Genomic DNA, 21,879 nt, shown 5'->3' with positions numbered 1-21,879 from the left:
GGATGCCCTCCAATCCCTGTGACGGGATCACGGGCCCCGCTCGCGAGTACTGCGAGCGGGGTACCGAGGGCGGCGGCTCCGGCGGCAGCAGCGGCGGAGGCGGCCTCATCGGCGGCGCCTCCGACCACGTCAAAGACCTTGCCGACGTCTTGATCAGGATGCTCAAGGCTCTGCTGGCGCCGGGGCATCTGTGGGCGCCGGCGCAGGCCACCGAGGGGCTGTACGGGCCGTTCCTGTGGCTGGGCCAGCATCTGGCGGTCGCGATCTTCGTGTGCGTGGTCGTGATCTGCGGGCTGACGGCCTGGCAGGGCGCGCCCCGCCTGAAGCAGATGGGGATGTCGACCGGCTGGACCCTGGCGGCGGTCGCCGGCATGGCCTCGGTCCCCGGCATCGTCGTGCTGCTGAACAAAGCCATCAGCAGCGCCTTCAAGACGGCGTTCAACTCCAACGAGACGACGCTGCTGGGGTCGATCGGCCGCGAGGTGGAGAAGGGCCCCGACGCGGGCAATCCGCTGCTGATGATGCTCCTCTTCGCCGCTATGTGCGTCGCGATCGGGTTCGCCGTGCTGGTGTTCATGACGAGGCAGCTCGGCATCCTGGCCTACGTGATCATGGCCCCGCTGGTGCTGGCCTCCCTCGCCCGAGGGGGCGACACCTCGGCGGTCAAGCTCTGGCTGAACCGGCTGCTGGGGCTGATGTTCACGCCGTTCGCGCTGCTGGCGATCACCCCGTTCGTCAGCTTCGCCAGGGACTCCGTCGCCATGCACCTGGTGCTGCTGACGGCGGCGGACGTGATCATGCTCCGGATGATCCACCACGGCATCCCCTACATCGGCCCCCGGGTCGCGGGGGCCGTGCGGACGGTGGTGGACCGCAAGACCGAGCACGAAGGGGTGCGGGCGCTGGTCCGGCTCGGTGCACCGGAGACGTACGAGCGGGAGTTGACCCCGCAGGGCCGGCGCACGGTCGACACCCCGGGCCTGGCCGTCCACCGGGACAAGGACGCGTTGCTCGGCGCGTACGGCATCCGTCCGGCGAGCCGGACATCGCGGCTGACCACGCCGTCGGTGATCGCGCAGACCCAGGAGGGCGCGGAGCGCACCGCCCGGCTGACCCAGGCGCGCCGGGCGGCGCGCATGTCGCGGCCCGAGCCGCCGTCCGGCCCCGGCCAGCAGGCCCCGTCCGGCGGGCAGGCGCAGGCCCCGAGGCCCAGGACGCAGGCCCCCCGGTCCGGCCCGGCCCGGCCGTAGCCCGGCCAGCCGGACGCGGGGGAGGGGGGCCCTGGCCCCGCCCTCACCCGGGGCAGGGCCAGGGGCCGCGCCCGATTTCCCTTCCCCCACCCCAGACTTGAAGGAGCGTGCCCGTGTATTCCCTCTCTCCCGGTTACCGGGTTCCCGCCGTGCAGCGGGGGCTGAGCCGTGCCGAGACCCTGATGACGCAGCTGAACGCCGGCATGGGGGGTGTACTGCTGCTGTCGGCGATGGCCGCGCCGCCCCCGTTGTGGTCGTTCGGCGTGGTCGGCGCGGCGGCGGCGGTGATCAACGCCGCGCCGGGACGGCGCTCGGTGGGGCGGTGGGCGGCGGTCGGCTACCGCCACCTGCGCGAGCGGACCGCTCCCGCCTCGATGACCGCCGGCCGGGGCGAGACGGAGACGTGGACGCTCTACCCCCAGCACGGCGTCATGCAGGACGCCTACCGGCGGGCCGCCTTCCACGAGGCGTTCGCGGCGGCGCTGGTGTTCGCCAGCGAACAGGCACGCGCGGCCGGCGTCCAGGTGCACGTCACGCACCACGCCGCCGCCACCGGCGGGTACACCGTGCACACCCAGACGGTGTCCGTGCACGTGCCGGAGGGCCTGGTCGGTCAGCCGGGGCGGGTGCTGGACACGCTGGAGGCGGAGTTCGCCCGGCTCGGCGCGCTGATGCTGGTGGAGCCGGACCCGGTCCCGCAGGCGGTGGAGCGGGGCCCGGGGTGGGTCGGCCTGGACGACGGCCGGTTCGCGGCGACGGCCCGGATCACCGGCTGGCCGGACGCCACCGGCGGTGACCTGATGTCGAAGCTGCTGCTGGAGGACCGGGACGGCCCGGAGCGGTCGGTCGGGGTGCTGTACCGGCCGCTGCCGGTCGGCCAGGCGCGCCGTTCCGCGAAGTGGCAGCAGGCCGCCAGCGAGGCGTTCACCACCGACAAGGTCAAGCTCGACTCGGAGCAGCAGGCCTCCAGCGGCACGCACGGCGCGCTGGTCCAGGGCGCGACCCTCGTCGACGTCGACGCCTACCTGACCGTGTGGGGCGACAGCCCCGAGCAGGTCGCCGCCGCGCGCTGGCAGACCTCCCTCGACGCCGACCGCCACCGCATCCGGCTCGACTGGCTCCCGGGCCAGCAGCACCGCGCGCACGTGATGACCAGCCCCCACGGCGCCTCCACCAGGAAGGGAGCGATCCTCTGATGATCCGCCTGTCCTCCACCCACGCCGCGATCACCGCGCCGCTCGCCGTGTCCAGCAGCCGGTTCCCGGGCATCCCCGTCGGCCGCTCGCTCCTCGACGGCCGCCAGTTCCGCCTGTCCCCCGTCATGGCCGACGCCGCAGTCCTGCCGTCGACCAACAGCCTTGCGCTGGGCGGCCTCGGCTCCGGCAAGTCCTCGACGGCCAAGGTCCGCATCCGCCGGGAGATCCGCGACCACGGCCACCAGGCCGTCGTCATCGACTCCCAGGGAGAGGACGGCGACCGCGGGGAGTGGACACCGATCACCAAGGAGCTGAACGGCAGGGTCATCCAGGCCGGGAACTTCACACTCAACCCGTGCAGCACACTGTTCTCGCCGCCGGTCCGTGAGCAGCTCATCCGCTCCCTCATCCTCTCGGTCGAACCCGGCGCGCTCACCACCCAGGCCGGCCACGCGCTCCAGCACGCCCTGGCCCACCCCAAGGCGACCGCCCTGGCCGCCCTGGTCGACGTGCTGGTCAGTCCCCAGGACGGCCGGTGGCCCGCCGCCCGCCTCGCCGAGTGGGGCGAGGGCGTCGCGATCGCGCTGTCCCGGTACACCGAGGGCTCGCTGAGCGGCATCTTCGACGGAGAGGACGCCGCGCTCCCCGAGGCGGACCTGCCGATCATCAGCTTCGATTTCACCCTCCTCGACCGCAATTCGCCCGCGATCCCGTCCCTGATGGCAGCGGTCTCCTGCTGGGCTGAACACGTGTGGCTGCGGCAGTCCACGGCCGTCCACCGCCACCTGGTCCTTGAGGAGGCCTGGCAGCTCCTGCTGTCCCCCGCCTCCGCCGCCCTGATCCAGAGGCAGCTGAAGTACAGCCGGAAGACCGCGCTGAGCCTGGACGTGGTGATGCACACCCTGTCCGACCTCGGTGACGGCCGCGCCCGGGACCTCGCCCGCCTCTGCGAAATCGCGCATGTCGGCCGTCTCCTTCCCGAGGAGGCCCTGGCCGTCGGCTCGGTGCTCGGCCTGCCGCAGTGGGCCGTCGACAAGATCCCCTCTCTGGGCCCTGGACAGGCCGTCTGGAAGATCGGCCCGGACTACGTCGACATCGTCGAGACACTCCTGGAGGAGGACGAGGTCCGGCTGACCGACACCTCGTCACGCCGCCGCCGGGCCCAGCAAGTCCTGGACCAGGAGGACGGGCAGGACGTCGCCGGGACGGAAGACGATGAGGAAGAGGGCGCCGGGCAGAGCGGCCCGGTGGACCTGATCAAGCCGGATCACGGCCTCGCCGACGAGGCCGCTGAAGTTGAGGAGGGGGAGAAGGACGGGTGGGGCTGGGAGATGCCTCCCAACGTGGTCAACCCTCAGCAGCCTGTGGTCGACTCTCAACAGCCTGACGACCCCCGGCGACGGCTTTTCGACGCCCGGCACCAGGCCGTGATGCAGGCCGCGGAGGAGGGCCGCTACAGCGAGGCCGCCCAGCTGGCAGCCGTGCACGAGCGGGACGACATCACCACCTACGGGCTCAACTCCGATGAGGCCGCTGCGTGGTTGGTGACCCGCGCGCGGATGGCCGACAGGTGCGGTGAGCGTGCTCAGGCGGCCTACCTGCGCGCTACCGTCACCCGTATGGGCAAAGACGTGAAATGGTTCGAGCAGTACGAGCGTCCCGGGCCGCAGGCCGGCGGAAGCGCACCGTACGATGCTTCCCCGCCGCCCCCGCCCCCGCTCACCAACCCCGCCCCGAGCGGCACCGGGGCTCCCGCGCCGAAGCGCCGGCGGACCTGGCGCTACGTCGCGGGGATCGCGGCCGTGGGCATCGCGATCGCTGCTTTCCTCCAGCACTCCAGCCTGGAGCAAGCCCGCGAAGAGCGGGCGGCGACCGCCGCCGCCTACAAAGGCCGCTCCGGAGCCGCACTCCAGATCGACGGAGTCAAGGTTCATGTGGTGGCCCATTGGAGCAGCGACCGTCAGCGCGTCATCGTGGAACTAAGCTCATATTTCGACCGTAATTCGCGGTATCTGAGGGTCGACGCTGGTGAGCAGACCGCTAGCAGTACGCAGAAGGACGGTTATTTCCCGAAAGATCCTCAGCTGGCGTTGCCGGTGAGTGATCCGTTGGCGGAAGTGACGGTGCGGGTGGCGGTGGGCGGCGCGTCGTGGACGGAGGGGTCGCGGGCGGCGTCGCGTACGGTGCGTCTCTCCCCGGCCGGGGTGGCGTACGACGCGGAGAGCGGCCGGCGGCTGCCCTCGGATCTCTGATGCCGTTCCGTGGCGAAGGGGCCTGCAACTCGGTTGGGTTGCAGGCCCCTTCGTGGTTCAGCACCCCATCGGGTGACAGATCAAAACCACTGACAGGCGGTGCCCGGCGCTACGGTCTGGAACCAGCACGGCAACAACGTAAGGACGGCAGGGACATGGACTGGAGCGCCTGGATCGCCATGGTCTTCGTGTGGATGTACGCGGTGCTCGTGACCGTGAGGGTCGCCCTCCGCGGTGAACGGCCCGGCGATGCGCTGACGCCGAGGTGGGTGATGCGCCGGCGAGGGCGCCGCTTCGATCGGGAGACCGAGAGGCAGCGGGCGCAGCAGCGGCGGCGGGCGGCATGAGCCCGTGCTGGTACCGAGTGCCGGTGGTCGTGCCCGTGGTGGCTGCGGCTGCCGGCACACGGAGACCGACGGAGACCGGTCGGCAGCTTCCTTCGGATCTCTGAATCGTTGTGTTCTTCGAGGAGGTGTGGTTGTGGCGTGGGGGCGGAGCGACGATGAGGCCATGCTGGTCTGGATGCGCGAGTGGCTCCGGGAGGAGCAGCGGTGCGTGCGGCAGGCGGCGTCCCAAGCGGTCGTCTCCGGGGTGATCACGCCGATGACGGTGTGGCTCGCTGTGACGGCTTCGGAGAGTCCGCCCGGGTACCGGGGCCTGATGGCTTTTCTCGGAGCGTGTCACGCGGGCCTCTGTGTGTTCTGGGCCCGGCGCTACCGTCTGGCGCGCCTGCGCCGGGCTTCCTGCCGGTGGCACGTGCACAGCCTGGAGAAGGACCTGGGGATCGTGTCCTGAGACGATGACGGGTGGGCCCGTACTCGATCGATCGAGTACGGGCCCACCCGTGTTTTCGGGGTGCCGGGCGGGTTCTCAGGCGTCCCTACCTTGTTGATCGGGCTGAGCGAGCCATTCGTAGGGTTGGCTCACCCAGGGGTGCCGGGTGTGGCTTTCAGGCGTCTGCCGTAGTTGTGGCTTCCAACGATTCGCCGCCCGGCGCCCCACGACGACTCGGCTGCTCATTAGGAATTGCGGCACTGATCGCTCAGTAGGGACTTGACAGCGAGGTCGTCCGTGGTACCTGTACGAACACGACCCGCGGAGAAGCACGTGACAGCGATCTGGGCCGGTATCGACGCCGGGAAGACCCATCACCACTGCGTGGTGATCGACGAAACCGGCAAGCGGCTGCTGTCCCGGCGCGTCACCAACGACGAGAGCGAGCTGTTCAAGCTCCTCGGAGACGTTCTCGACCTGGGCGACGAAACGGTCTGGGGCATCGACCTGGCGGACGGCGGGGCCGCCCTGGTCATCGCGGTTCTGCTCAACCACGCCCAGCAGCTCCTCTACATCCCCGGCCGCGCGGTCAACCGGGCCTCCGAGGGCTACCGGGGCGACGGCAAGACCGACGCCAAGGACGCGGCGGTGATCGCCGACCAAGCCCGCATCCGGCGCGACCTCACGCCCTTGCGGCCCGGCGACGAACTGGTCTCCGACCTCAAGGTCCTCACCCGGCACCGCCGGGATCTCAGCGACGACCGCACCAGGACCGTCAACCGGCTCCGCGGCCACCTCACCGAGATTTTCCCCGGCCTGGAACGCGAACTCGACCTGGGCAACATCGGCCCCTTGGTACTGCTGACCGGCTACCAGACCCCGGCCTCCATACGCCGCACCGGCCAGCGGCGACTGGCCACCTGGCTGCGCAACCGCAAGGTCCGCGGCGCGGACGAACTCGCCGCCAAGGCCGTCCAGGCGGCCGAAGGACAGCACACCGCAGTCCCCGGCGAGGACATGACCGCCCATGTCGTGCTCTCCCTGACCAGGGAGGTGATGGCCCTCAACGAGAGGATCACGGAGACCGACAAGCTCATCGAGGGCCGATTTCGCCGCCACCGCGACGCGGAGGTGATCACGAGCATGCCTGGCATCGGTGTCCTGCTGGGCGCCGAGTTCCTGGCCGCCACCGGTGGAGACATGGGCGCCTTCGCCAGCCCGGACCGGCTGGCCGCCTTCGCCGGCGTCTCTCCCGTGCCTCGTGACTCCGGGAAGGTGAGCGGCAACCTGCACCGCCCCACTCGCTACAGCCGGCGCCTCCAACGCGTCTTCTACACCTCCGCGTTGATCAGCATCCGCTGCTGCGACGAAAGCCGCCGCTTTTACGATCGCAAGCGCGCCGAAGGTAAACGGCACAGCCAGGCCGTGATGGCTCTCGCCCGTCGGCGGGTCAACGTTCTGTGGGCCCTCTTGCGTGACGGACGGTGCTATGCCCCCATACCGCCCGCCACCCTGGCCGCTTGACATCTCCATTAGGAATCCTTGGGGCCCTGGCCGTCGCGGATCTTGGCGATGTACTCGCGGGTGTATTTGCTGCGCCGGGCGATCTCCGACGGGCGCACGCCCGCCGCGAGGGCTGCCCTGATGGCGGCGAACAGGCCGGTGCGGGCCTCGTCGTACGTCTCCCGTGCGCGCTCGACGGCGGCGGCGGGGTCCTCGGTCGGTGTCATGCCGCCAGCCTCCCACAACTTAGTTCGCGAATAAAGTTCGCGAACTAAGTTGACAGACGTCTGCGGTGCGCCCTACTGTCAACTTAGTTCGCGAACAAAGTTGACAAGTGGAGGGGAATCCCATGCTCACTGCCTTCGTCGCCGTCCTCGGTACTCTCGCCGGGTCGCTGCTGACCGGCTATCTCCAGCACGTCGGGCAGCGCGCGGTCCGCCGGGACCAGGACGCCTCCGCGCACTACGAGTCGTGCCTGGCCGCTGTGATCGCGTTAGGGCAGGCGCTGGACGACCACCGCCGCGCGATGTGGATGCGTGAGGATCTGCGGCTGTCGGGGGCGGACTGGTCGGACGCCCGGGGCGAGAGCCACCGCACGCGGTCCGCTCTGACGGCCCGGCTGCTGTCCGTGCAGCTGCTCATGCCCGAGATCGCGCTCCCCGCGCGGGTCGCCGCCCAGGCGGTCTACAGCATGCGCGGCGCCGACACCCCGGGCGTCCTCAGCTGCGCCCGCGAGTTCGCCGCCGCCAAGGCCGACGACCTGGTCGCAGCGGCCGGCCGCCTCCTGTCGGCGGACTGACACCCCCCTTGCATCACCGGCCCTGGTACTCGGCGTGAGGCCGCCGGATCGACTCCGGCCCGGGGCACCCCTTCTCCCTTCCCGCACCACCACCGTCGACATCAGGAGAGACAGCGTGACCACGACCGAACCGCAGCGCACCGTAACCCCGGGCGCCGATGCCATGGCCGGTGTCCTGCGCACCGAGCTGGGGCGGGCCGACAGCAAGGCCTCCCTGTTACTGGCCCTCACCGGGGCCGGACTCGCCGGGATCGGCTCCGCCGTCCCCCAGCTCGACCTGCCGGTCGCGGCGGCGGCCGTCGGGGCGCTCGGGGTGTGCGCCCTCGTCGCCTCGACGGTCCTGCTGCTGCTGACGGTCCGTCCCTGGCTGGGCGGCGGCTGGCCGTCCTGGCACCGGCTCACCGACGACGTGCTGGAGCTGCGTCTCGCCCGGGGGCACGACACCGACGACGTACGCGCGCTCGCGGCGGCGGCCCGGCTGAAGTTCCTCCGGATCAGGTACGCGGTCGACTGCACCCTGGCCGGGATCGTGCTGCTCGCCGCCGCGGCCGTCCTGGCCGCACTGATCCGATGACCCGCGCCGGAACCGACCTGGAGGAATGCGTCATGAGCGAGATCACCGAGACCGTCCCCGCCGAGCTGCGCTGCTGGTCGGTGAGCTGGCCGCAGTACACGCCCGTGGACGTCACACCGCCCGAACTGCTGCCGTCGGCGCTGGCCCGTCACGTGCCCGGCTGGGCCGAGGCGGCTGCCACGCCGGCCGACGTGCAGGACTGGACGCAGCGGCAGACCGACGCGCTCGTGCCGTACGCGTGCGACGGGCGGGGCTGGCCCCTGCACCCCCAGGGACGTACCGGCCGCACCGGCCGGAACCTGGGGAAGTGGGGCGAGAACGCCGCCGCCGACCCGATCGTCGTCGCGGGCGCCGGCCGGGAGCGCCGGGTGCTGCTGATCACCCGGTCCGACATCGGCGTGGAGGCGATCCCGGGCGGCATGGTCGATCCCGGCGAGACCGCCCCCGCAGCCCTGGTCCGTGAGCTCCGGGAGGAGACCGGAGTCGACCTCGCCGGCCACCCTCCCGTCCTCCTCGGACGTGACCTCGTCGACGACTGGCGCCAGAGCGACCACGCATGGGTCGTCTCGACCTCCGCGCTCTACCAGCTGCCCGCCACGGTCACCGCCGTCGCCGCCGACGACGCCCTCGACGCCCGCTGGTACCCCTTCGGCTCGTTCGACCAGCTGGACAGCGCGGTCGCCGCCGCCGGACGCACCCTCTACGCCGCGCACCGTCCGCTGCTGCGCCGCGCCCTCGACCACCTCGACCAGCAGTAACCGGCAGCCAGCCCAGCCCAGCCAGGAACAGGAAACGGAGCACGCCATGGCCAAGAAGATCACGATCACCGACGACACCGGCTCGACCGTCGAGACCACCGTCCCCGACAACGAGAGCGCCCGCCCGTACGAGGACCTGCCCTTCGAGAACGAGCACATCGTCGTGGTCACGGTCACCGACTGCTGACACCCTCCCGCACCACCAGCCCCGGAACTCGGCGCGAGGCCGCCGGATCGACTCCGGCCCGGGGCACCCGACACGATCCGCCCGCCCCGACCGGGGCGGCGAGGCGACAACTCCCGTCTGGAGAAACCGAATTGAACCCCTTACAGCATGTTTCGCTGCCGGATTCGCGCTGCCTGGTCATCCTGATCGGAGCGGCCGGCTCGGGCAAGTCGACGGTCGCGTCGTCCTGGCCCTCCTCGCGGGTGCTGTCGCTGGACGCGCTGCGCGAGGCGGTCAGCGACGCCGGCGACCAGAGCGCGACCCGCGAAGCGGTCGAGATCCTGCACCTGCTCCTGGAACGCCGGATGGCCCGGCAGCTGCCCACCCTGATCGACTGCACGAACACCTCCCGCGCGGTGAGGGAGCCGCTGATCGAGGCCGCCCGGTGCCACGGGATGCCGGCGGTCGCGGTCCTGATGGACACTCCGCTCGCCGTGTGCCTGGCACGGCAGGCCGAACGTCCGGCGCACCGGGCCGTGCCCGACGACGTGGTCCGCGCCCAGTACCAGGAGGCGCTCCACTCCCGCGAGGGCCTGGCCGACGAGGGATTCGACGAGATCGTCACCTTCGGCACCGCCGACCCCCGGCCCGACGAGGACGCCGGGCGGCTGGCGGCCTACGAGGCCGACCACACCGTGTGGCGTGCCGCCCGCCGCAGGCTGGAGGAGGCGCACAGGGCCCTGCCCTACCGCCCCATCGAGGCCCCGCGCTCCCCGCAGGAGGACGCCGACTACCGCGCCCGCGTCACCGTGGGGCTGGCCGAGATCAAGGCCGCCGAGGCCGCGGAGGCCGCTGCCCGTGCGATGCTCAACTTCCCCTGGGAGCGGTGACGATGACCGCGATTGTGATCGTGGTGTCCCACGGCACGGACTTCTTCGGCGAGGACCGGCACGCGGCCACCAGCCTGCGCGGCCTGGCCCCGTACGTGTCCGCCGCGTTCTCCTGGAGCGACCGCGAGACGGTCGCCCCGCTCCTGGACACGCTGGTGAATCCGGCCGCCCGGACCATTGCGGCCGAGGACGCCGGCCGGTACGCCGAGCAGCTCCTGAGGGTCTCCCGCGCCCGGGGCACGGGCGCCAGGTGGTCCGCCCTCGCACGCGCCCTGGCCGGCGCCGCCGCGCGGGCCGCCGCCGACGGCGAACCGTGGACGTGGCGCACCGAGACCGGGAACGGCGCGTAGGAATCCGGCAGTTGAAGGCCCGCGTCCCACCGCAACCATCCTGGAGGACCCCATGATCCGGATCATCTCCTTCGGCTACGGCCACGCCGCCGCCCCCACGGCCGACATCACCTACGACGTCAGCGGCAAGCGGTTCCGCAATCCCTTCCACGACCCGGCGCTGAAGCAGCTCACGGGCCTGGACCAGGCCGTGTACGACCACGTCCGGGCGACGCCCGGCATCGAGGCTCTGGCCCGGAACGCGGCTGCCACCGCGATCGGCCTCACCGACGAGACCGACGGCGACGTCGTCCTGGCGTTCGGATGCATCGGCGGCCGGCACCGCAGCGTCGGCCTGGCGCGCAGGACCGCCGAGCTCCTCGAACTGGTCGGTCGCCGGGCCGGGATCGAGCACCGCGACATCGGCGAGCCGCTGCTGCCCGCCGGAGTCCACGCCCGGCAGTAGCGCGGACCGTACAGGCGCCCGGAACCGGCCGTCAGGACATCAGGAACAAGCCGAAACATCTTTATGATTCTGCAAGTACTTGCGTTACCTGTCGAATAACTCAGAGAATGCAAGTACTTGCAGAACATCCCGTCTTACCGCGAAGGAGACCTTGGTGAACGCCACGACCACAGAGCTCACGCTCCGCCCGCTGCCCAGGAACTGGACTCCGCCCGCCGACTGGGAACGCGACAACGTCGTCCTGGACATCAGCGACCCGGACGGCGAGCGGACGTCCACCGGCTACCGCGCCAGCGTCGCCTACGTACTCGACACCGAGCGGCGCGAACTCTCGGTCCACCCCTTCCGCCAGGGAGCGGAACAACGGCAGGTGCCCGGAGAGTTCATCAGCTACCAGCACACCCGCAACGGCGTCGTCCCCCCCGTCATCCACCTCGGCGGCATCAGCCTGAACACGTCCGCCAGCCTGGCCCACCCGGACCAGATCAACACGGTCCTGGAGGAGATCCGCCCGCTGGCCCAGGAGATCGTGGACAACCTGCTGCCCGTGGCCGGGACCACCGGCCGGGACTGGACCGCCCGCGCCGACGACGCCGCCCAGAAAGCCCGACACCTCCTCGACCGCTACCCCTACCGCGGCAGCAAGTACGACTTCCCGCGCCGCAGCTTCTGCTACGCGGTCGACGCGCCCGCCGTAGTGGACGCCTTCCCCGACCTCATCAACCCGGCCTGGGCGGACGGGACCGACCAGCAGCTCCAGGACGCCGCCGCCGACCTGGAGGCCCGCCTCTACCAGCGGTACAAGAACGCACCCGAGGCCATGGAGAAGCTGATCTCGATCAGCCTCACTGGCGCCCCGTTGCCCGAGAGCAGCGACGGCCGCCGCGCCGTGCCAGAGGTCCGTCTCCACGGCGCCCGCGCCTGGCTCCACGCCTACCGCCTCGACCGGGCCGGCGGCCTGACCCCCACCGACGTCACCCGATGGGACGGCGCCGCCCGTCACGCCCTCCACGTCGCCGACGACAGCACCGACACCGAACTCGCCACCGCCGCCCGCAACGCCGAGCGCGACGCCGCCGCCCAGGGCGTCAAGCTGCTCGGCGCCGGGCGCTGGGCCCACACCCTCCGCGCCGACCGCCGTACCGCCGTCCGCGCCCAGCTCGCCGAACTGCGAGGTCAGATCGAGGCCCTGGAGACCCAGCTCAAGCCCGCCCGCAAGCGCCGCACCGTACTGGTCACCCGCGTCCTCGGCTGGGGTGAGGAGGACACCGACTCCGGCCTGGGACGGGCCTCCGGCCTCTCCCACACCGCCGTCGGCAACGTCCGCTCCTCCCTGGACACCGCAGAAGACCCCGACGCCAAGGAGACGAACCGGTGACCCCACAGAAACCGAACAAGGGCCGCTTCGACCGGTACCTCATCGACGACGGCCTCCACACGCCGCAGATCGTCATCGACGAGGACGCCTCCACCTCCGCCGGCACCGCCCTCTACCGGGCCGCGTGCTCCTGCGGCCGGATGCCCCACCACCCCGCCGGCACCCGCGAAAGCGTCCTCACCGCTCACCTCGACCACCTCGCGACCCGGACCGGCCCCTCCAAAGGCCCCCACTGGCTGCCCCTCGGCGCGCGCATCACCCTCCTGCTGACGGCCATGCTCGCCGTCTGCGGCACCTGCTACGCCGCCGGACAACTCGTCGTCCACGGCCAGGACCTCACCGGCACCACCGCCTCCCTGGCCATCACCGGGTCCATGCTCACCGGGTTCGCCCTGGCCTTCGGCCTCATGGTCGCCGCCCGGCACTACATCGCCCCGACCCGCGCCTGACGTCCGGCGGAGACGGGGTGGCGCAGCCGTAGGAGCCGGCTGCGCCACCCCACCCGCCGACCGTACGCCGGAACGGTCCGCCGGCGTCAACCCNCCAGACCTCACCCCCCCCAGCCTTATCTGGGGGTTCGGGGGGGGGGGGGGGAGAAAGCGAGAAGGGCCCCCCTCCCCCCCCCCGCCCGCCGACCGTACGCCGGAACGGTCCGCCGGCGTCAACCCGAGACCGGGCCGCCCCGCTGTCCCGCACCATCCGCGCCACGTTGTCACCCCGGGAAGGACACCCACACCATGAACATCACGATCAGGAACACGTTCGGCACCGTGCACAACGTCAGCGAGAACAACCCGGCCCACGTCACGAGCTGCGACCGCTACCGGCTGCCCCTCGTCGGCACGATCGTCCCCGGCCTCGCCGGTTACGAGGACATGGTCGAGATGCTGAAGGAGAACGGCCACGACACCCGCCCCGAGGGGTACGGGGTGATCTTCCTGGAGTCCGAGGAGTTCAGCGCCACCTACTTCGGGTCGGTCGAACAGATCGAGAAGTACCGGCGCGAGAACACCGACGGCACGGCGACCTTCGACGTCTCGCAGGGCGTCATGTACGCGAACTGGCCTGCCGGCAAGGGCTGGGACAACTTCATCCCCCGCGTCTTCTGGTGCGCGAAGGCCCACGGCGCGATCGCGGACGGCGTCGGCCTCGTCACCGCCTTCGCGCACACCGAGACCCCGGGCGCCGAGGTCATCGTCTACGAGTTCGAAGGCACGTGGCGTCGCGGCGGCGACCCGCAGCAACTGGTCACCTACCACTGCACCGCCTGCCACGCGGACACGTTCCACAACTGCGGGCACGTACACGAGAACACCGGCCCCGACGCCCGCCACTGGGCGGCCCGCCAGGCCCGCCAGCACATCATCAGCGCCGCCCGGCACGGCGTCGGCACCGAGAAGAGCGCCTGCCGCCCCAACAACGGCGAGACGCTGCGCATCGCGAACGCGGTCGCCCGCGAGATGTGGGGCACCACGCGCAACTCCCTGCCGGACACCGACGACGCGTTCTGCGCCACCAAGGGCCCCTGCGCGGTCATCCGCGAACTCCGCGCCGGTGTCCGCCCGCCCACCTACCGCGCCTGACCCCCGCCCCGGCCCTGCCGGTGACCGCGCAGATCGCGGCCGGAGGACGGGGTGGCGCAGCCGTAGGAGCCGGCTGCGCCACCCCGCCATACGCGGGTCGCCCGTCGGCGTCAACCGGCCGGGTCCCCGCCTTCCACCCGGACCACCCAACAGGGAAGGATTCCCGCATGTCCGCGGAGAACGTCAAGACCGAGCACATCGCCGCGATCAACGCGGCCACCCACGCCGTGAAGGAGACGACGCTGATGATCGAGGAACCGGGCCGACGTCCGGAGGGGTGGATGGCGCGGCACGATTTCGTACGGGAGTTGATGGGGCGGCTGTCCACCGACGCGACGCTGGCCGGTTCCTGGCCCGAGCTGGACGACGTCCGGCAGTTCGGTACCCGGCGGCTGATGGACGCCTACGAACGGGTCGAGCAGGCACCCTGGCACGGATACGGGAAGGCCGTGGCGGAGCTGGAGAAGGCCCTGTGGGCGGCGGCCCGCGATGCCAAAGTGCTCGGCAACCCCCGCCCGGTAGAGATCCTCAGCCGCCTCCAAGTGCGGGAAGGAACCCCGGGCTGACGAGTCGCCGGCCCGGCCGCCGCTCGCCGTCACGGCGGTCACCGCCTCCGGCGGCCGACCGGCAGGAACACGGACTGCCGGAACCTCAGGATTAGCTCAACCGGGACACGGGCGCTCACGGGGGCCGTCAGGATGTCCGTATTGCCAGGACCCCGCCGGTGCCATGCCGGCATGACCACCAGGAGTGAGAGCGAGATGTCACAAGAATTCAAGGGGTTCGAGGACGAGGACGAGTGCCTGCTGCCCAACCCGAAGAAGGATGCCTGGTACATGGTCCGCAGCGGGCTCATCTTCATGCTGGGCATGGCGGTCGTGGCCTACGCCGGCCGTGACATCGACGGCGTGGGCCCGTTCCTGGCGAAGGCGGCGTCAATGCTGGTCGGCGTGGGAGTCCTCAGGACCGGGCTGGGCCTCTACCGCGTCGTACAGGCTCGCGCTGAAGCATCGGAGCTTGCCTCAGAGGCCGTAAACACCGGGTGACTGAGGGGCATCGGATGGTCGCCTTGGCACTGTTCGCCGTCGCCACCTTCAGTAATTGACTGGCGGACCTCTAAGAACTCCTATCGGAATGACTTCAGGCGTCGCCAGCAGATGAGTGCGCATCCGAGGGTGAGGAAGGCTTCGTGGGTGTCGTCGCGGATCTCCCAGCGGATGCGCAGGCGGCGGAACCAGTGCAGATGGGCGAAGGCGCGCTCCACGACCCAGCGTTGGGTGCCGAGCCGGGAGCCGTGGCCGGTGCCGCGGCGGGCGATCAGCGGCTTCACGCCGAGATCCCGGACCAGCCGGCGGTACTTGTCGTGGTCGTAGGCGCGGTCGGCCAGCACCGCATCGGGGCGGCGTCGGGGCCGGCCTCGTTTGCCCCGCACGGGCGGCACGGCCTGGAGGAGGGGGATCAGCTGGGTGACGTCGTTGCGGTTGCCGCCGGTGAGGGTGGCGGCGAGCGGGATACCGGTGGCGTCGGTGATCAGGTGGTGTTTGCTGCCCGTCCTGCCCCGGTCGACGGGGCTTCGTCCGGTCCTGGCTCCCCCTTTAGCGCCCGGATGTGGGAGCCGTCGACCGCCGCCCGGGAGAAGTCCAGGGCGTTCGCGCTGCGGAGCCCGGCGAGGAGGACCTCGTGCAGCCTGGGCCACACGCCGGCCCCGGTCCATTCGGCCAGGCGCCGCCAGCAGGTCATGCCCGAGCCGAAGCCGAGTTCCTGCGGCAGGTGTTCCCAGGCGATCCCGGTGTGCAGCACGAACAGGATGCCCTGGAACACCAGCCGGTCCGGATGCCGCCTGCGCCCAGGATGCCGGGTCCGACGCTCGATCGTGGGCAGCAGCGGCTCGATCACCGCCCACAACTCGTCGTCGACATCCCACGGCTTCGGCCGAGCCACCTCACACCCCCGGATCAACGGTCCCGGAGCGATCCAACCACCTCGAAGATCATTTCGTTAGGAGTTCTAAGAGCCCCGCTTCCGGCGATCGCCGGAAGCGGGGCTCTTTTGCATTACCGGAAAGTCCGTATTCCCGGCCAGCGGTGGACCTATAAAGGTTTCAGAATTCGGAACTCTCCGGAGGCGTTGCACGGCAACGCGGGCGAACGGTCCTGCCCCGTTCCGCCACCATGCCGCTGTCCTCCGTCTTCGTTCCGCGCGCCCTCAGCGCACCCCCGCGCGGGCCCCGGCGGGCGGGGCGGCTCTCCGGTTCCCGGCCCGGCAGTGCAGACTGCCGAGGTGCACGATCTGCTGACGTACGACCAGAACCGGACCGACACCGCGACGACAGCCGCCCCCACGGCGGCCGGGACCGACACCGTTCCGGCCGCCCGGCAGGCCGCTCCGGGCGCACCGGATACCGCTCCGGCCGTGCCGGGGCCGAGCAAGCCCCCGGAGACCGGGAGGCCGCCGCGCGCGCCTGCTCGGATGGGGAAGTGGACGCGGTACCCCCTGAACTGCGTGATCGGGGCCGGGATGGCCGTCGTGGCCGGCGTGGGGTTCGCCTCGTCCTACGACACTCTCCGGAAGTCCGCCGCCGACCACGGATTCACCGAGACGCTGTCGTACTGGGTCCCCATCGGCATCGACGGCGCCATCCTCGCGTTCCTGGCCCTCGACCTGTACCTGGCGGCCCGCCGTACCCCCTGGCCGTTGCTGCGGGGTGCCGCACACACCATGACCCTCGCCACGGTCGTGCTCAACGCATCCGCCGGCAAGGACGTCATCAGCGCGCTCTGGCACGGGCTGATGCCCCTGCTGTTCGTCATCGGGGTGGAGGCGGTACGGCACCTGATCGTGTACGCCGCCCGGCTCGCCAGCGGCCAGGTCAGCGACCGCATCCCCCTGCACCGCTGGGTACTGGCCCCGAAGCCCACCACCCGCCTGTACCGGCGGATGCGGCTCGCCGGCGTGCTCTCCTACCCGGAGATGATCCGCCGCGAGCAGGACCTCGACGGGTACCGGGTCTGGCTCACCCAGAAGCTGGGCGGAGACCTGTCCAAAGCGACAGAAGTGCAGCTCCTGCCCATGACCCTCGCCCCGCGCGGATTCACCGTCGACGAGGCCCTGGCGCTCCCCGCACGCTGGGAGGCCGAAGAGGCCGCCCGGACCCGCCGCGCCGCAGAACAGAAAGACGTGGCGATGGCGGAAGCCGCCGACCGGGACGCGGACCTGAAGATCAAAAAGGCGGAGTCGGCCGCACGGATCCAGACCGCAGAGCACCGGATCGCCGCGGATACCAGCACGGCGGCGGCCCTGTCCCAGGCGAAGACCGCGAACGCGCAGGCGGAAGCGGAAGTCGCCCGGGTACGGGCGGAGCGACTGAAGACGGAGGCGGATCGAGCCGTCCAGGCCGAGGCCGAGGCGCTCCGGTCGGTAGAGCACACGGCACTGGCGCGGAAGGTCGCCGAGGACGAGAGGGCCGCCGAGAAGGCCTCCGCCGACGCGGAGGCGGAGCGGGCCCGCGCGCAGGCGGAGCGGGCCAAGGCCGAGAAGGCCTCCGCCGACGCGGAGGCGGAGCGGGCCCGCGCGCAGGCGGAGCGGGCCAAGGCCGAGAAGGCCTCCGCCGACGCCGACGCCGAGATCGTGCGGGCCGCTGAGGCCCGGCACCGCGCCGCGCTCCTGGAGGCCGAGGCCCAGACAGCGGACGGCTGGGCCCGGCTCACGCCCCGCGAGCGCCGCGCCCGCCGGGTGGCTCGCATGATCGTCGCCGCCGGCGGCGACGATCAGAACCTCGACGTCGTCACCCTCGCCGACATCGAGGGGGACCTCAGCGTCGGCCGCACGACGGCCGGCGAACTCCGGCAGGAGGCGGGAGTACTCCTGGAAGCCGGCTACGACCCGCACGCGGACTACACTCCAGCTCGGTACTGACCTCACTGATCCGCAGTGAGGTCAGCAACCCATAGGCGCCGACGGGTCTGCGCTGCCGTCTACACGCCCTGCAACGCCCTGGTGGGGGTTTCCCCCTCCAGGGCGTTGCAGGGGCCCCAAGCGGCACCTGGGCGCTCCGCCTGCACATGCCTACTGCGCCGACTGCACATCAGTCGGCGCAGTACCTGACTGAAGTCGAAGGCGCTCCGGCAATTCCTAATGTGTTACTTCCGTGAGGGTCCGAAAAGGAAAACTTTCCTGCTGCCCTGAGTGGATGTCTCGATGCCCGCGACGTGTTTGACGAGATCAGGAAAGAAGCGGCTCAGAGACTCGAAAGGTCTGGGCCGCCTATCCCATAAAAGACGCAGCAGCCCACCCCTGACAGGACCCCGCTATTCCCGTCCGGCTGTCAGCACGGGCCTTATTACGAGAGGCGCAAGGCTCCCGACGCGAACAACTGGACCAGCGTCGAGGCGAGATGCACCGCCATGAGTGCCTCCTCAACAGTTTCGTCCCGGGTTTCCTGGAGATTGCCGTGACGGCTGGTCTGGCCTGTCCACAGCAGGTTCATCATGCTTTCGACGACTGTCAGGCCCTCGGCCCCGGTCTTCCCGGCGATCGGCACGCTGAGCTTGTGCCGGATCTGCGCGAACTCCCCGATCATCGTGCCCAGCGTCGCCCTGGCGTTGTTGGGCTGGAGGGTGGCGTGCGCGGCCGACTCGACCGCCTTGATCGCCTCGCTGTACGCCCGCACCGGGTCGGGGTACAGCGCGTACGCGGCGTTGAATGCCTGCCGCAGGTGCCGGGTGGCCGACCCGCGCCCGGGACGGTCCGCCGCCCCGGCGGCCTCGGCGACGACGGCCGCCACCGACGGGTCGACGCGCCGCGCCAGGGCCCGCCCGTCGCGGCGGATCGTGTAGAGCGAGCCCGCGTCGTCGAGGAGCCGTTGCAGCGGGACCCGGTGCTGGACGTCCGGCAGGGAGTTCAGCCCGACGAGGGTGGCCTGCCACTTCGGCTGGCCCATGGTCTGCGGGGTGTTGTGCCAGCCGCCGGTGGGGACCAGGTCGAGGAGCGCGTCGGTGACGTCCAGCAGCCTCTCGGCGGGCGGCGCGTAAGCCAGGCGCTCGCCGACACCGGCGTCCTCGAACCCGTCGTCCTCCGCGTACAGGACGGTGTCGGTACGCACGGCGGCTCGCCTCGCGGCACCGGTGTTGCGGTCGGCGGTGGTGCGCACCCACTCCCGGAGCGGGAGTTCGAGGCCGGCGGGAACGCCGTCCCGCAGGGTGCGGGGGGTGGGGGTGTCGCGGTTGGACAGAGGTGTCCATGGGGGGTCGTTGGTCACCCGGCAAACGGTAGAGCGCCGCCGGCAGGCATCACGACAGGTTTCCGCGTGCTCCTGTCAGTTAGGCGAACTCCCTTGTCGGGGAGGCTGGTTCGTCTACTCCCGGGTGACCGCGGCTGCGGGGTTATGCGTTCATAGTTGCCTATGGCTGTGTTTACTGAAGTGCAGTTAGTGCAGTGGGTTACTGAGGTTGGGGTCCGTGCCGGTTGTGGCGGGCCCTTTCGGTGCCTGGGGGGCTCTGTGCGGGCGTCTGGGCTCCGCCGGGGCTCGCCTGGCTGGGGGCTTTCCAGGGCGTCTGAGGGGCCTTCAGGGGCGTCTGAGGGCCCGGTGGTGGAGCCGGCTTGGTGCCGTTGGGGGTGGGTGGGGGTTGTTCAGTGATGTCAGTGGGTTCAGTTGGTGCAGTACCTGACTGAGGCCGGTTGGGCCGGGTGTCGTTGGTCGGGGTTGCTCGCCGACCCCGAGGTGCGGCGGCTGAAGGAGGAGCTCACGTGTCCGGACGCTCATGAGTTCCCCTCGGTCTGCACCACGACGCTCGCGCCGCCCATCGGCCGACGCAGGCCCGTCGATTGTTCCGCACCCAACAGCCGGACCGCACACCGTACTTGCTGACCTGCGGTGGTTTCAGGAACCGGCGGCGGCGTGGCGGGTGAGGTCGACACCGGCTGAGCGTGCTTCCTTGAGCCGGGTGGACACCAGGCCGGCGGAAACATTCAGTTCGCGCGCGATCTCGTAGCCCTTCAGTCCCTGCCGGTGCAGTTCGACGATCCGGTCCCGTCGTTGCCGGGAGCGGCCCTCGTACGCCGCGCGTTCCTCAGCGACCATGCGCACCACCGTCCGTGGGGACACTCCGAACCGGTCCGCAAGCTCACGGGCCGTCGCGGTACGGCGTTCACGGTTGGGTTCCTGCGTCACGACGTCCCCCTCATGTACTCCAGCATTGCTGCTGCACGCTCGTCCCGGCGCGCAGCTCGTACTTGCCCGGAAGCCTTCCCGCCCTTGGCGCCGCCCTTTTTGCCGCGGGCGGACTGGATGGCGACGAAGGTGGCCTCGTAGACCGCCGCACCGTCCTTCCACATCCTCGACCTGGTCGTGATCCACCGGTGGATGCTGTTGGCGATCGCGCGGGCCTCAGATGTCGGCAGCGGCTCCGTGAACTCGGCGTTGCGGGTGTGCACTTCTGCGTGGATGGCGGTGTGGAGGGTGTCGGGGCTGCCGAAGTGGTGGCGTACCTCGCGGTACGCCCAGGTCCGGGCCGTCTCGAAGATCGAGCAATTGCGCCCCAGCCCTGTGATGTTGGTGCGGAACCGCTTGGTCTCCCGCCAGCGGGCGGACGGCATGTGGCCGCTCAGCGCCTCCTCCAGGCCGCCGAGCGTGTGGAGTCCCCCGTGGAGCCACTCGGTGCTCCAGTCCGTGTGCAGCGGGTTCTTCGTCATCAGCCCCGAGTACGCCGCATCGCCGTCCAGCGCGCGGCGCAGGCCCTCGGTGACGGCAGCGGCGTAGGCCAGCGGCTTGCGCCGGGCGTACTCGGTCCGCGTCACCGCCTCCGCCAGGGCCCATACCGCATGAGCGTGCCCGTTCACCGGGTTCTCCACGACCGCGTTGGGCAGCGGGTGCGACCCCACCGACGACACCGCCCGCAGCACCGCATCCGAATGGTCCACATCCACGACGAGGAGATTGCTGATCGCCGACGGGTTCGCCTCCACGTACCGACGGGTCATCGCCACCGGACGACGCTCGCGCCGGATCCCCTCTTGCAGCCGGTTCGTCGCGTACGGCCGCAACGGCAGCCACAGCTCGTCCCACTGCTCAGTGGGCAACTCCACGTTCATGCGCTGATCATCCCGGTCCGGCCGAGCGGGGAGGTACGGACACGCCGCAGTATTCAAAGTGAGTCACGAAAGCCAAGTCAGATGGTTCCCGCCCACGCGCCGCTCGTCTCCCGCTAGGAAAGTCTTCAAAGTCCGCCACGAAGACCAAGTCAGATGGTTGGGCTTCCCCGGCCGGGGCCCAAGACCGCTTGCCCTAGCGAGCCATAGGTTCAATGCTGGTCAGGAGCCAAGTCGGTTGCCCGGCCGGGGGCAGGCGTTGGACGAACAGTGCTGCGCTGCGCCTTGACCTTACGGAGGTCGCCCTTGCTCAGGTCGCGTGTGCTCTCCTGGCTGAGCTGACGGAGCCTGATGCCGGCGAGCGTCTGCCGGGCCTGGAGGAGTGTGTCCTCGACCGCCTCAGGACCGGCAACTACGGCGACACTGCGGTACTGAAGTGCAGTAGCCGCAGTACCTTCAGCACTATTCAGGGCCCGCCCCGACGCCGGACGCGGGCCCTTGAGCTGCGCCTATCTACGGCTGCGCCACGACCTCACGCGCCCTCGCGAGCCGTTCCAGGGTCCCCTCCAACCCCCACGTTCCGATCCCGCGTGCGGCGGTTGAGACGGCGAGAACGGTGATCATGTCGTTCTCGGTGAGGACGCGGAGAGGTCCGTCGCCGCCGTCGGCGGCGAGTTCGCGTACGGCGGCCGAGACGGGGTCGGACATCGGCACGGCCCTGAGCCACGCGGTGCCGGCCGGGGCCATCAGCAGGGGGCGGCTGAGGTCGGACCAGGGGTCGGCACGGATCGCGTCGGCCAGCAGCAGCGGAGCTGACGGAGCCGGATCTGAGGCAGCGCCTGCCGGGCCTGGAGGCACGTGTCCTGGAGCGCCTC

Annotated in this window: 25 protein-coding genes; 19 read left to right on the top strand and 6 right to left on the bottom strand. The window is 70.9% G+C overall.

All coding sequences use genetic code 11. The features are described 5' to 3' along the window. Positions 1-2 precede the first annotated feature (2 nt). From ACYUD3_RS36410 to ACYUD3_RS36385, 6 genes are all read left to right on the top strand, one after another. Positions 3-1,250 (top strand): proton-conducting transporter membrane subunit, encoded by a 1,248-nt coding sequence (locus ACYUD3_RS36410; RefSeq protein ID WP_470980062.1) that lies wholly within the window; start codon positions 3-5, stop codon positions 1,248-1,250. 113 nt (positions 1,251-1,363) lie between these two features. Next, the gene (locus tag ACYUD3_RS36405; RefSeq protein WP_470980059.1) at positions 1,364-2,446 is read left to right on the top strand and encodes a hypothetical protein; all 1,083 of its coding nucleotides are present in this window, start codon (positions 1,364-1,366) and stop codon (positions 2,444-2,446) included. Beyond that, on the top strand, positions 2,446-4,698 hold the full coding sequence (locus ACYUD3_RS36400) for a hypothetical protein (protein WP_470980056.1): 2,253 nt from the start codon (positions 2,446-2,448) through the stop codon (positions 4,696-4,698). The genes ACYUD3_RS36405 and ACYUD3_RS36400 overlap by 1 nt, the downstream gene beginning before the upstream one ends. 155 nt (positions 4,699-4,853) lie before the next feature. Continuing rightward, positions 4,854-5,045: a hypothetical protein gene (locus ACYUD3_RS36395; protein ID WP_470980053.1), complete on the top strand. Its 192-nt coding sequence runs from the start codon at positions 4,854-4,856 to the stop codon at positions 5,043-5,045. A 175-nt stretch (positions 5,046-5,220) separates the two neighbouring features. Beyond that, on the top strand, positions 5,221-5,493 hold the full coding sequence (locus tag ACYUD3_RS36390) for a hypothetical protein (protein ID WP_470980050.1): 273 nt from the start codon (positions 5,221-5,223) through the stop codon (positions 5,491-5,493). A 312-nt stretch (positions 5,494-5,805) separates the two neighbouring features. Beyond that, the gene (locus ACYUD3_RS36385) at positions 5,806-6,996 is read left to right on the top strand and encodes an IS110 family RNA-guided transposase (RefSeq protein WP_470980047.1); all 1,191 of its coding nucleotides are present in this window, start codon (positions 5,806-5,808) and stop codon (positions 6,994-6,996) included. A gap of 8 nt (positions 6,997-7,004) precedes the next feature. Here the strand turns inward: ACYUD3_RS36385 and ACYUD3_RS36380 are convergent, their stop codons facing one another. Further along, complete coding sequence (locus ACYUD3_RS36380) at positions 7,005-7,202, bottom strand: hypothetical protein (RefSeq protein ID WP_470980044.1); 198 nt, start codon at positions 7,200-7,202, stop codon at positions 7,005-7,007. A 122-nt stretch (positions 7,203-7,324) separates the two neighbouring features. Between ACYUD3_RS36380 and ACYUD3_RS36375 the strand changes: the two genes are divergently transcribed. The 12 genes from ACYUD3_RS36375 to ACYUD3_RS36320 all read left to right on the top strand — a co-directional run bounded on the left by ACYUD3_RS36375 (position 7,325) and on the right by ACYUD3_RS36320 (position 14,964). Beyond that, positions 7,325-7,774 (top strand): protein kilB, encoded by a 450-nt coding sequence (locus ACYUD3_RS36375; RefSeq protein WP_470980041.1) that lies wholly within the window; start codon positions 7,325-7,327, stop codon positions 7,772-7,774. Positions 7,775-7,889: 115 nt separating this feature from the next. After that, positions 7,890-8,348: a Pycsar system effector family protein gene (locus ACYUD3_RS36370; RefSeq protein ID WP_470980038.1), complete on the top strand. Its 459-nt coding sequence runs from the start codon at positions 7,890-7,892 to the stop codon at positions 8,346-8,348. 32 nt (positions 8,349-8,380) lie between these two features. Further along, positions 8,381-9,106: an NUDIX domain-containing protein gene (locus tag ACYUD3_RS36365; protein WP_470980034.1), complete on the top strand. Its 726-nt coding sequence runs from the start codon at positions 8,381-8,383 to the stop codon at positions 9,104-9,106. A gap of 46 nt (positions 9,107-9,152) precedes the next feature. Further along, positions 9,153-9,293, top strand: a complete 141-nt coding sequence (locus tag ACYUD3_RS36360; protein WP_470980031.1) for a hypothetical protein — start codon at positions 9,153-9,155, stop codon at positions 9,291-9,293. A gap of 131 nt (positions 9,294-9,424) precedes the next feature. Beyond that, positions 9,425-10,162, top strand: a complete 738-nt coding sequence (locus tag ACYUD3_RS36355; RefSeq protein WP_470980029.1) for an AAA family ATPase — start codon at positions 9,425-9,427, stop codon at positions 10,160-10,162. A gap of 2 nt (positions 10,163-10,164) precedes the next feature. Beyond that, positions 10,165-10,512 (top strand): DUF7739 domain-containing protein, encoded by a 348-nt coding sequence (locus ACYUD3_RS36350; protein ID WP_470980026.1) that lies wholly within the window; start codon positions 10,165-10,167, stop codon positions 10,510-10,512. 52 nt (positions 10,513-10,564) lie between these two features. After that, a complete protein-coding gene (locus ACYUD3_RS36345) occupies positions 10,565-10,957 on the top strand; it encodes a RapZ C-terminal domain-containing protein (protein ID WP_470980023.1) in 393 nt (130 codons plus the stop codon). Between the two features lie 154 nt (positions 10,958-11,111). Further along, complete coding sequence (locus ACYUD3_RS36340) at positions 11,112-12,335, top strand: hypothetical protein (RefSeq protein WP_470980020.1); 1,224 nt, start codon at positions 11,112-11,114, stop codon at positions 12,333-12,335. Continuing rightward, the gene (locus ACYUD3_RS36335) at positions 12,332-12,784 is read left to right on the top strand and encodes a hypothetical protein (protein ID WP_470980017.1); all 453 of its coding nucleotides are present in this window, start codon (positions 12,332-12,334) and stop codon (positions 12,782-12,784) included. The genes ACYUD3_RS36340 and ACYUD3_RS36335 overlap by 4 nt, the downstream gene beginning before the upstream one ends. 288 nt (positions 12,785-13,072) lie before the next feature. After that, on the top strand, positions 13,073-13,918 hold the full coding sequence (locus ACYUD3_RS36330) for a hypothetical protein (protein ID WP_470980014.1): 846 nt from the start codon (positions 13,073-13,075) through the stop codon (positions 13,916-13,918). Positions 13,919-14,085: 167 nt separating this feature from the next. Continuing rightward, the gene (locus ACYUD3_RS36325) at positions 14,086-14,484 is read left to right on the top strand and encodes a hypothetical protein (RefSeq protein ID WP_470980012.1); all 399 of its coding nucleotides are present in this window, start codon (positions 14,086-14,088) and stop codon (positions 14,482-14,484) included. A gap of 195 nt (positions 14,485-14,679) precedes the next feature. After that, a complete protein-coding gene (locus tag ACYUD3_RS36320; RefSeq protein WP_470980009.1) occupies positions 14,680-14,964 on the top strand; it encodes a hypothetical protein in 285 nt (94 codons plus the stop codon). Positions 14,965-15,044: 80 nt separating this feature from the next. Here the strand turns inward: ACYUD3_RS36320 and ACYUD3_RS36315 are convergent. Next, positions 15,045-15,859, bottom strand: a protein-coding gene (locus tag ACYUD3_RS36315) for an IS5 family transposase (protein ID WP_470980007.1) whose coding sequence is annotated in 2 segments (ribosomal slippage) — positions 15,045-15,517 and positions 15,517-15,859 — 816 coding nt in all. Because the reading frame shifts where the segments join, the coding sequence is not laid out codon by codon here. A gap of 339 nt (positions 15,860-16,198) precedes the next feature. On the opposite strand from ACYUD3_RS36315, the gene ACYUD3_RS36310 reads away from it, so the two are divergent. Next, positions 16,199-17,833 carry a DUF2637 domain-containing protein gene (locus ACYUD3_RS36310; protein WP_470980004.1) on the top strand — a complete coding sequence of 545 codons (1,635 nt, stop codon included), beginning with the start codon at positions 16,199-16,201 and terminating at the stop codon, positions 17,831-17,833. A gap of 424 nt (positions 17,834-18,257) precedes the next feature. Here the strand turns inward: ACYUD3_RS36310 and ACYUD3_RS36305 are convergent, their stop codons facing one another. The 4 genes from ACYUD3_RS36305 to ACYUD3_RS36290 all read right to left on the bottom strand — a co-directional run. Next, a complete protein-coding gene (locus tag ACYUD3_RS36305) occupies positions 18,258-19,175 on the bottom strand; it encodes a hypothetical protein (protein WP_470980001.1) in 918 nt (305 codons plus the stop codon). A 621-nt stretch (positions 19,176-19,796) separates the two neighbouring features. Beyond that, on the bottom strand, positions 19,797-20,087 hold the full coding sequence (locus ACYUD3_RS36300; protein ID WP_470979998.1) for a hypothetical protein: 291 nt from the start codon (positions 20,085-20,087) through the stop codon (positions 19,797-19,799). Next, positions 20,084-21,007, bottom strand: coding sequence for a replication initiation protein (locus ACYUD3_RS36295; protein ID WP_470979995.1), 924 nt, complete (start codon positions 21,005-21,007; stop codon positions 20,084-20,086). The genes ACYUD3_RS36300 and ACYUD3_RS36295 overlap by 4 nt, the downstream gene beginning before the upstream one ends. A gap of 510 nt (positions 21,008-21,517) precedes the next feature. Further along, positions 21,518-21,879: hypothetical protein (locus tag ACYUD3_RS36290; protein WP_470979992.1), on the bottom strand; the 362-nt coding region annotated here is incomplete at its 5' end.

This window comes from Streptomyces sp. AMJ-169 (assembly GCF_055597585.1).
Note: the sequence above shows the minus strand (reverse complement) of the source record. Positions and strands in the feature narration are given on the sequence as shown.